Here is a 10,056-nt window from a genome sequence, read left to right on the forward strand (position 1 = left end):
GGGCGCAGCAGAAGCACGCCGGCGCTGGAGTCCCGGGCTTGCACCAGCCGAATCGGCGCGGTAGCGGCAGGCTTGCCGGTCCGGGTCGCCGACAGGATGGCAGCCTTTCTTACCGTGTCGGAGGCGATGTCGTAACCCTGCGCGTGTCGGTTTTTGTCCAGCGGCGCAATATAACGTACCACGACGTATTCATTGCGTTGAGCGGCGGGGACAAGCTGGCCGGCGGCATCCCGTTGCGTGAAGGCGAAGTCTTTTATCCGCATTTCGCGGCCTAACTCGGTTTCCAAATGCGTTCTGTCCGCCAGCTTGACCACCGGGTTCCAGCTCAATGCCTGCAGGTCGAGATGGTCCTGCAGCGTTTGCCTGGTAAACGTCTCGAAGTCGGCAAAATGCAGGTTGGGATTGGTTTGAAGCAGGTTATTTATCGATGAGACGATTTCGTCATAAGACAACAGTTTGGCGCGCAGCTGGTTGCTCAGGGAGCGGCCATGGTCGGCGACTGCCTGCTTGATACGCAGGGTTTCAGTATGGGAGACATACAAAAAAGCGCCGATAATGCTCGCGGTTACGATAAATAGCGGCAGGGCGACATTTTTAATCCGGGACTTCCATAAGGGGATGCTTCGCTGCAATACCATCAGGCCCAGCGGCGCGAACAGCATGACCCCAATAGAGTCTCCTATCCACCAGTTCCAGGCATTGAATAACACCTCGTCGTCGGACACAACCCGGAACAACAGCAGGGCGGTGTTGCCCCAGGCCGACGATATCAGGCAGGCCAGCGGCCCGGCCAGGAATAGAAACAGGAGAATGTCATGGTCGTTATCCAGATTTCGCCAAGCGTCTTTTAAGCGGTAGCGGACCAGGCGGACGCCGACCCAGGCTTGCAGGGTCGAACCCAGCCCAATGATGGCCGCGACCAGCATGTTCCGATAATCGAGGTCCGCATGCGTCGCCGCCACCCACAGGTTGATGGCGAACGAGCCCAACCACACCGCCGGCAGCAACCGGTAGCCGCAGTATAAAATGGCCGCGAACGCGACCCCGGCGGCGGGGAAAACCGCGCTGGCATAGCCGGGCTGAATGGCCAGTTTTAGTCCGGCAACACCCAGCAGGAAGTAAACCGACGCCAGCAGGAACGATTTTTTTATCAAAATAAAATCCCATCGGATGAACTTTGGCTTTGTTTGGGGCAATGGGGAATGTCCGGCTGTCTGGCTGAAAAAGCGACTCTCGAATAATCGAACGCGAGCATCGTTAAGGGTTGCGGCAATGCATCGAGAATTTAATGATGAGCGGCTGAATTTTATAGCATTTTTTGGGAGGCTTGGAGCTTGGCCGAAAAAAGGTTAAATATTTGTGAATGAGGTTGAAATCCGCTGCTCGGCGGATACGTTTTGAGACGTTTTGGGCGGCCTTGGCGGATAAAGAATGCCCGGTTAACGGATTAATCGGGCATTCTTCGATGTCGGGCAGTCCTATAAATTTAGCGGAGCGTGCCCGCCGGCCGGGTTATTTCACCGGTTCTTCAAGATATGAACCGAAACGCATAATGCGTTGGTAGCGTTTTTCCAGCATTTTATCTATGTCGGTTGCTTCCCGGTTCAATTCGTCCATGTGGCGCAACAAGGCTTCGCGTAGGTTCAAGGCGACTTTTTCGAAATTGCGGTGGCCGCCGCCGACCGGTTCGCGCACCACTTCGTCCAAAAAGCCTTGCTCGCGCACCCGGTCCGAGGTAATGCCCATGGCTTCCGCGGCCAGTTGGGCCTTGTCGGCGCTTTTCCACAGAATCGAGGCGCAACCTTCCGGCGAAATCACCGCATAGGTGCTGTATTCCAGCATTAGCAAACGGTCGCCGACGCCGATAGCCAGCGCGCCGCCGGAGCCGCCTTCGCCGATCACGGTGCAGATGATGGGGGTGCGCAGTTTGGACATTTCAAACAGGTTACGGGCGATGGCTTCGCTTTGGCCGCGTTCCTCCGCGCCGATGCCGGGATAGGCACCGGGGGTGTCGATCAGGCAAATAATCGGCAACTGGAAGCGTTCGGCCATTTTCATGACCCGCAGGGCCTTACGGTAGCCTTCCGGCCGCGGCATGCCGAAGTTGCGGTAGATTTTTTCCTTGGTGTCGCGGCCTTTTTGGTGGCCGATCACCACGATGGGCTGGCCTTCCAGCCTGGCCAGGCCGCAAACGATGGCCGGGTCGTCGGCATAGGTGCGGTCGCCGTGCAGCTCGTGAAAATCGGTGAACATCAGGTTAATGTAGTCCAGCGTATAAGGCCGGCCGGGGTGACGCGACAATTGCGAAATCTGCCAATCGGACAAGTTGCTGAAAATACTCTCGGTCAGGCCTTCGCATTTTTGCTCCAGCTGTTTCAAGGTCTCGGAAATGTCGAAATGGTTGTCCAGCTCGACCTTGCGCAGCTCTTCTATCTTGGCTTGCAGTTCGGCAATCGGCTGTTCGAAATCTAAAAATTTTAAATCCATGTCAATCCGGCGTCAGAATCAATAAAATGGTGGGCAATTCTAATGAAAAAACCCGATATTGCCTATCAGTTTTCCCGCATATGACAGCAAACCCTACTTTTATAGCGCATCCGGACGCCCCCTTGGCAGCCAGAATGCGGCCTGCCAGCCTGGACGAATTTATCGGCCAGCAGCATTTATTGGCCAAGGGTAAATCGCTACGCGCCGCCATCGACCAGGGCATGCCGCACTCGCTGGTGTTTTGGGGGCCGCCGGGGGTGGGCAAAACCACGCTGGCTAAAATTATCGCCGCCAGCGCCGATTGCCATTTCATCGAATTGTCGGCGGTGATGGCCGGCGTCAAGGAAATCCGCGCCGCGGTGGCCGAGGCCGAGGGGGTGAAACTGTCCCGCAACCTGAATACCGTGGTGTTCATCGACGAGATACACCGTTTTTCCAAAAGCCAGCAGGATTCCTTGCTGGCGCCCATCGAAAGCGGGGCGATTATTTTATTCGGCGCCACCACCGAAAATCCGTCCTTCGAATTGAACAACGCGTTGCTGTCCCGCCTGCGCGTCTACGTGATGCGCAGCATAGAACCGGAAGCCTTGGTGGATTTGCTGCAACATGCCTTGACCGACCGGCAGCGCGGTTTGGGCCAGCGCAATCTGGCCATCGATGCGGACGTGCTGCTGCTGATCGCCAAGGCCGCCGACGGCGATGCCCGCCGCTGCCTGAATATTCTGCAAATCGCCGCCGACCTGGCCGAAACCATCGAAGGCCGGGAGGTGGTCAATCGCGAAGTGCTGGAAGAAGTATTGCAAGGCCATGCCGCCCGTTTCGACAAGGGCGGGGACATTTTCTACGACCAGATTTCCGCCCTGCATAAATCCGTGCGCGGCACCGATCCGGACGCGGCCTTGTATTGGTTGTGCCGCATGCTGGACGGCGGTTGCGATCCCTTATACATCGCCCGCCGGGTGGTGCGGATGGCTTCGGAAGACATCGGCAACGCCGATCCGCGCGGTTTGGAACTGGCCTTGAATGCCGCCCACGCCTACGAACGCTTGGGCAGTCCGGAAGGCGAATTGTCGCTGGCGCAAGCCGTCGTTTATCTGGCCTGCGCGCCGAAAAGCAACGCGGTTTACGTAGCCTATAAGGTCGCCATGGCCGACGCGCGCAACAGCGGTTCGCTAGAAGTGCCTATCCATTTGCGCAACGCCCCCACCAAATTGATGAAGGAATTGGGCCACGGCGCGGAATACCGCTACGCCCACGACGAGGCCGACGCCTACGCCGCCGGCGAAAATTATTTTCCGGAGCCGCTGAAGGGGAGGCGCTATTACCAGCCGGTCGATAGGGGATTGGAGATTAAAATTAAATCCAAGCTGGAGTTTCTTCGTAAGCGCTGATTTTTATAGTTGGAATCTTAAGCGTGGCGGCTGTTAAACCTGTAAGCAATGCCCATGAGTCCCAGCGCCATTAGCAACAACGACCAAGCCGGCATGAAAGGCACCAACTCCGTCGAACTATCGAACTGCACATTCAACACAACTTGGCCGTAAGCGCCGTTGTAACCGTCGACAGCAATTTTATAGCTTGTACCGGCTATAGCCGTGAACGCCAGTCCGCTGTTATTGTTGCCGCTACCATCGTTGTCATTGTCGGCAAGCGCCGATAAGGCGCCGACATCGGTACCGGTATATACCGCCAATAATGTGTCGAAATTACTGCCGTGGGTATTGAGATTGGCAATGCCGGTCGAGGGTGCGATCCACTCGAACCAAACCGATTTTCCGCCGGCGTTACCGGTATGGTCGGGTTCGCCGGTTTCTTTATCGGCAAATTGGGTCGATGTGCTTTTAGTGTAGGTCGTTACGGTTTGGCTGGTGGTGCCGTTTGAAATGATGGCGGCATCGGCGAAATCGTTATTAACCGATCCCAATGCGGTTAACACATCAATGCGGGGGAAAGTCAGATTGTTGCGGGTGTCGGTTATGGGTAAGCCGGTCGAAGTTAAACGGTTCAGAGACGCCGTTATCGTCTCCGACGGCCTGGCTCCGCGTAATATGGCAACCGCCGCCGCCACATGCGGGGCCGCTTGGGAGGTGCCGCCCATGGTATAACCGGCGGCTGTGATCTTGGCGCCAGGAGCCAGCAAGCTGAGATAGGCGGCACTATTGGAAAAACAGGTAATTTTGTTCGCACTCGTTGTACTGTCCGTACAAATGCTCCAATTCAAGCCGCCGACGTTGCTGTCGTAGACAGCGCCCACCGAAACGGCTTTTGGGGTGCAGGCAGGCATGGCAAGCCCCGCGCTAAAGCCGCTATTGCCCGAGGCAATGACCGTCAAAATGCCGGCGGAAAAAGCGTTGTTAATCGGGGTGATATAAGGATTGGAAAACTTGCTTGAGCACTGCGAGGCATTCTGGCTGGCATCCCCCAGGCTCATATTTATCGACGAAATATTGTAGGTGAGCTGATTGGCAATGGCCCAGTTGATGCCGGCGATAACCACCGAACTATAGGCAACATCGCCGTCAAAAACGTCAAAGACGGCTAATTTCGTACCCTTGGCTACGCCGCCGACAATGCCGGACACATTCGTACCATGGCCGTCGTCATCTAGCGCATTATCCTCGGCGGCTAAATCCTGCGCAACAACGACTCTGCAGGTGGCGGGCTGTCCTGCCGCGCTGCAGTTGCCAAAATCGGTCAGGGCATAATTGACGCCGGTATCCAGCACGACGACAGTGGTGTTCGCGCCATCGTAACCGGTCTGGCTAAGGACATCCGTGGATTTTATCAAAGGGGCGCTTTGGGCTAAAAAATGCTGAAGCGCTATATCTTCGTAAACTTCGGCAACGGCAGGGTCGGCCACTAAATTCAGCAAGCCATCGCTTCCGGCGATAGTGACCACATTCATCGGTAAGTGGCTGTAGTCGCGTTCAACCTTGAACCGCCTTATATCCATTCTCGATTTCGTTCTATCCTTCAATTGGCTAAAACGCTCGGCTTTGATGGCCGTCAACCGGGCTTTATAGTCAAAATCTTGCCGCGGCTCGCTTTCCAAGTCCTGAATTTCCCGGTCTACCGCGGCATCGTAATACCGCACAATAAGCCGGAGTGAAGGATTCCGGCTAACCCGGGTTTCCAAGTCGGCGGGCATTTTATGCCTATAAGCCGTAAACTCGGCAACTTGCGCTGCCCATGTCGCTTGCCAAGCCACAAAAGAAAGCACTAAAACAGATAACAAGCGTTTTCCTAACATACACGACTCCATTGATATTTAAGATCCTTGTTAATGCTCAAAGCCCCTAATGCAGTCTTTGAGAAATGGACGATATATTACCTGATTAGCAAGCTGCTTCGGCTAAGTCAAAGGTAAGCCGCGCAAATCGTCATTTCGGCGGGGATTGCCGGCATCCAAACTGCATGGATAGCTCGAAGATACCCTCCATGGCACTGGATGCCCACACTTGTACCCCAGAGGGTATCCCTGCGAGCATGACGGCGTTTTTGGTTTTGCCGAAGCATCTTGCAAATCGGGATGCATTATAATCCAATGATAAAATCAAGTATTCTTTAGCGTGTTTAATCGCTGCATCGAATAACGATCCGAGGCTTTCGGCCGGGCAATTTTGCTATCTGCCGCGGGATTGGCAGCAAGCTCTATGTAAGGATTGGCTATTGAAAGAGTTTTCCCGTTTGTTTAATTCGCCGAACATACGCGCTATAGCGGTGAGCTTGGGCTTTCCTTTCGGTTTTTTAGTCCTTTATTTAGCGTTCGATTACGGTTACGGGATGCTTTCGGACGAAAGCCTCGGCTTTTTTTTTCACACCCCCTTTACGGCGGCGTGTGTGCGGCTCATCAAATTTATTTCGCCGGACGAAGGCGTTGTGGCCGTGCAAAATACTTTGCTTTCCAGCAAGGGTAATTTGTCCATCGTCAGAACCTGCGATGGCGCGGATGGTTTTTTCATGATTTGCGCGGCTATTGCGATGTTTCCGTCGAGCCTGTACAAAAAAACTCAAGGTTTACTCCTGGCCTTTGCCGTGACTATTTTGCTCAATGTCTGCCGAATTACCGGTTTATATTTTCTTAAGGCATATCTCCCTGACTGGTTTGAACCCGCCCACGTCGATATTGCTCCCATGATTATGCTCAGTATAAATTGTGCCGTTTTTGCCTTTTGGCTGTGTTCCGTTAAAGGCGCCTTCAATGGCAAGTGCTGACATTCAATCGCAGATTCCGCGGTTGGCAATCGTTTGGTTGACTCTGTCCGTTTTAGTATTGGTTTACAGGCAGCCCCTATTGGCTAGCAATAAACAAACACTTGCCGGATTTTTTGCCCGCTTGCTTAGCGCTTGGTTGCTGGGGGCGATACTCGCAATACGATATAGCGGCGATGCCGCAAGTTATATGGTGGATTATCTTGCCTTGGCAGCGAATGCGCTGCAATACGACTTTCATGTCGCACTGCGGATTTATCCCGCCCGTCCCGACTTCATCCACTGCGTTGCTACATCGTTGCGAGATGCGGCTCCCGTGGCGGTCGGTACGGAACTGCAGGTTTTTATCGGTACCGACCGCTTAGCCATGCCTGTTGCGTTTTTGTTCGCCTTACTGTGCGCTTGGCCGGTTCCAAACGTACGCGCCAGAATTTTATTGACGTTGCTAAGTTTGCCTTTGACCGTTTTTTACCTATGTTTGTCCGGTCCGTTTCATGTGGTCGGTTTTCTTGAGAATATCGTTCAGATACTTGCAAAATTGAATCATGTCGAGAGGCCTGAGCCGCCTTATTATATTTGGCAACAGTTTCTGGATGGCGGAGGCTGTTGGTTGCTGGTTTTGGCTTTGGCTGGCTGCGGGAAATGGATCGTTAGCCGGAATGCGGTTCAATTGGCGGCGGCCCGTTGAAACCAATACGTAATGTATAAAAATGATTTCAACAGGCTTAACGGCTTCAATAAACTCTTACGGAATGTCGCATTACCGATGTTTACGCAATATGCGGTTCAGCCGGGTTTGGGAAAATCCCCTCGCATGATGCGGTTTGACCGTTTGCGCGAAAGGCGCGGGCGACCAGGGCGGCACCCGGCGGTCATGGCCCCATTTGGGGTAGTCGTCGGTCAGGGTTTTCATAAAGGCCACGATGGCTGTTTCTTCTTCGCTACTCAACCCTAGGTTGCCCAACTCGTCCCGGTTCAGATTTTCGCCGATTTCAGGTTCCGGCCAACCGGTTTTGCCGAATCCCGGATGATTGACATCATCGACGCTGCCCAGCGTATCGCGAGTATTATAAAAGTGTACGATTTGCTCCAGGGTGGCCATCGAACCGTTGTGGCCGTAGGGGGGCGTGATAGCAATATTACGCAACGACATAACCTTATGTTTGCCCAACTCGTCCGCCGCGCCGGTAGTTAAATCCGCCCGTCCGCCCAGTCCCAAATTCGGCTCGGGATCGCCGGGAATGTTCACGTTGCGCGGCAGGCCGATGTTGTCGTAACTGAAGTCGGTGAACAAAGGCGGCTCAATGCCGCCGTCTTCCGCAACAGTCGCGTCGCTGACATGGCAGGCGGCGCAATTGCCTTTATCTTCGCGATTGAATAGTTCGAAGCCCTTGGCTTCCAATGGCGTGAAACTGGTTTTGCCGGCCAGCACGTAGTCGAATTTGGAATTGAATTTATTGAACACAGGGCTTTGTTCATAAGCGGCGATCGCCTTGGCGGCCGCTTGAAAAACTTGCTCGGCCAACGGCTTATTTGCAGCGGAAATTTCGTTCAGATCGATGCCATAGAGTTGCCAAAATAAGCGCCGATAAGTTCCATCCTGTTTCAGACGATTGACGACGGCCAGTTCATTGGGCATCGCCATTTCGACCGGATTCAGGAACGGCATTTTCGCCTGTTCGGCGAGATTGGAGGCCCGGCCGTTCCAGAACTGGCCGCCGATGTAAAGCGCTTCCGCATCATCCCAGTGGAATTCCGGACTATAGGCCGCGTAACCCGCGCTGGGCGCGTTCAAGCTGCCGCTCAGGCCGGCAACGGAACCGTCCGATACGGCGCTGCCGGTTCTGACGTTGTCCGGATCGACAAAGCCCGGCACCCATTTGCTTTGCGCGGTTCCGGCATGCGCCGGGCTCAAACCGTGGCAGCTGGCGCAGGCTTGATTTTTGTTCAAGGACAGGTTTTTATCGCTGAATAAGCGTTCGCCCAGTTGCTGTTCCCTACTCAAAAACGGGGCGGCATTGCTCGCCAGACTGACGGCAAGCAAAGCTGTCGCGGTGATGTATCTCATGCCTTATCTCCAATACGAAAAATGTGGGTATAGTATACAAATAAAAATCATTCTCGTTTCATTAAATTTTTGCGGCGGCCAGTCTTGTAAAAATTATCCGGGTAAATCGGGGTATAATCGTTTTCTAATGCTTTTGCCCGGCATACCTCATCCGTTAAATGCAGATCCAATGGAAAAATTTAAATTTTTAATCGCTTCGGCTGTGGTTTTCGCCGGCATCGCTGCCGGATGGCAACCGGCTTATGCGGACACGTACCGGTTGGCAATCAACGAAAAAGCTATCGATTTGATCGGCCAACCGCAACGGGCGGTGTTGGCCGACGGCAGTTTGCCGGCGCCGACACTGCATTGGCGGGAAGGCGAGCAGGTGATTATGCAGGTCACCAATAACATGCGGCAGGAAACCTCTATCCATTGGCACGGCATCGTGCTGCCTTACGGCATGGACGGCGTGCCGGGCATCAGTTTCGACGGCATCGCCCCCGGTAAGACGTTTACCTATCGATTTCCCATCAAGCAAAGCGGTACTTACTGGTATCACGGCCATTCCGGCATGCAGGAGCAGCAAGGCTTGTTCGGCGCCATCGTCATCGACCCGGTCCACGATCATCAGCCGGTCGACCGGGATTATGTGGTGATGCTGTCCGACTGGCCGGAAGCCGATCCGCACCGCACGCTGGCCCGCTTGAAAAAACAGAGCGACTATTACAATTTCCAAAAACGCACCGTCGGCGATTTTTTTGCCGATGCGCGGCGGTTGGGTTTTGGGGCCGCTATCGCCGACCGTTTGGCCTGGGGGGAGATGCGCATGGAGCCGACCGACATAGCCGACGTCACCGGCGCCACCTATCATTTTTTGATCGACGGCCAAACCCCGGACATGCGTAAAACCTATTTATTCCGCCCCGGCGAAAAAATAAAGTTGCGCTTCATCAACGCTTCCGCCATGACCCATTTCGATGTGCGCATACCGGGCTTGAAAATGCAGGTGATAGCCGCCGACGGCCAACCGGTGGCGCCGGTCGCTGTCGAGGAGTTTCGCATCGCGGTGGCGGAAACCTACGATGTGTTGGTCGAGCCGCAAACCGAACAGGCTTACGGCATCTTTGCCGAAGCCATGGACAGAAGCGGTTATGCCCATGCCTCGCTAACCCCGCGCGATGATCTTATCGCCGAGGTGCCGCTTTTGCGGCCTATGACCTTGTTGACGCTGGCGGAGATGGGCGGGGCGCATGCCGGGCATACCGAACATGCGGCCGCGGAACAGCCGCTTGGCGAGCCCGCCGATC

At 54.6% G+C, this 10,056-nt stretch carries 8 protein-coding genes; 4 read left to right on the forward strand and 4 right to left on the reverse strand.

Going from position 1 to position 10,056, the window contains the following annotated elements:
• Together NP596_RS17555 and accA are read right to left on the reverse strand one after the other, a co-directional pair.
• Positions 1-1,154, reverse strand: a 1,154-nt coding sequence (locus NP596_RS17555) for a CHASE domain-containing protein (protein WP_256616693.1), incomplete at its 3' end; no start/stop codon positions are given.
• A gap of 358 nt (positions 1,155-1,512) precedes the next feature.
• Positions 1,513-2,487 (reverse strand): acetyl-CoA carboxylase carboxyl transferase subunit alpha, encoded by a 975-nt coding sequence (gene accA / locus NP596_RS17560; protein ID WP_256616694.1) that lies wholly within the window; start codon positions 2,485-2,487, stop codon positions 1,513-1,515.
• 80 nt (positions 2,488-2,567) lie between these two features.
• Here accA and NP596_RS17565 point away from each other — a divergent pair, with 80 nt between their 5' ends.
• A complete protein-coding gene (locus NP596_RS17565) occupies positions 2,568-3,878 on the forward strand; it encodes a replication-associated recombination protein A (protein ID WP_256616695.1) in 1,311 nt (436 codons plus the stop codon).
• A 17-nt stretch (positions 3,879-3,895) separates the two neighbouring features.
• Here the strand turns inward: NP596_RS17565 and NP596_RS17570 are convergent, their stop codons facing one another.
• A complete protein-coding gene (locus NP596_RS17570) occupies positions 3,896-5,737 on the reverse strand; it encodes a S8 family peptidase (RefSeq protein WP_256616696.1) in 1,842 nt (613 codons plus the stop codon).
• A gap of 419 nt (positions 5,738-6,156) precedes the next feature.
• Between NP596_RS17570 and xrtM the strand changes: the two genes are divergently transcribed.
• Together xrtM and NP596_RS17580 are read left to right on the forward strand one after the other, a co-directional pair.
• Positions 6,157-6,702 (forward strand): exosortase XrtM, encoded by a 546-nt coding sequence (xrtM, locus tag NP596_RS17575; RefSeq protein ID WP_256616697.1) that lies wholly within the window; start codon positions 6,157-6,159, stop codon positions 6,700-6,702.
• Positions 6,689-7,387, forward strand: a complete 699-nt coding sequence (locus NP596_RS17580) for a hypothetical protein (RefSeq protein WP_256616698.1) — start codon at positions 6,689-6,691, stop codon at positions 7,385-7,387. Before xrtM ends, NP596_RS17580 begins: the two co-directional genes overlap by 14 nt.
• A gap of 72 nt (positions 7,388-7,459) precedes the next feature.
• On the opposite strand, the gene NP596_RS17585 is transcribed toward NP596_RS17580, so the two are convergent.
• Positions 7,460-8,767 carry a cytochrome-c peroxidase gene (locus NP596_RS17585; RefSeq protein WP_256616699.1) on the reverse strand — a complete coding sequence of 436 codons (1,308 nt, stop codon included), beginning with the start codon at positions 8,765-8,767 and terminating at the stop codon, positions 7,460-7,462.
• A 169-nt stretch (positions 8,768-8,936) separates the two neighbouring features.
• Between NP596_RS17585 and NP596_RS17590 the strand changes: the two genes are divergently transcribed.
• The coding region (locus tag NP596_RS17590; RefSeq protein WP_256616701.1) for a copper resistance system multicopper oxidase at positions 8,937-10,056 on the forward strand (1,120 nt) is incomplete at its 3' end.

The sequence above is a fragment of the Methylomonas rivi genome, assembly GCF_024505165.1.
Lineage (GTDB): Bacteria > Pseudomonadota > Gammaproteobacteria > Methylococcales > Methylomonadaceae > Methylomonas > Methylomonas rivi.

Bases quoted from the DNA above. Each gene is read 5' to 3' on its own strand.
- accA (WP_256616694.1), bottom strand. From the start codon at position 2,487: ATGGATTTAAAATTTTTAGATTTCGAACAGCCGATTGCCGAACTGCAA.
- NP596_RS17565 (WP_256616695.1), top strand. From the start codon at position 2,568: ATGACAGCAAACCCTACTTTTATAGCGCATCCGGACGCCCCCTTGGCA.
- NP596_RS17570 (WP_256616696.1), bottom strand. From the start codon at position 5,737: ATGTTAGGAAAACGCTTGTTATCTGTTTTAGTGCTTTCTTTTGTGGCT.
- NP596_RS17580 (WP_256616698.1), top strand. From the start codon at position 6,689: ATGGCAAGTGCTGACATTCAATCGCAGATTCCGCGGTTGGCAATCGTT.
- NP596_RS17585 (WP_256616699.1), bottom strand. From the start codon at position 8,767: ATGAGATACATCACCGCGACAGCTTTGCTTGCCGTCAGTCTGGCGAGC.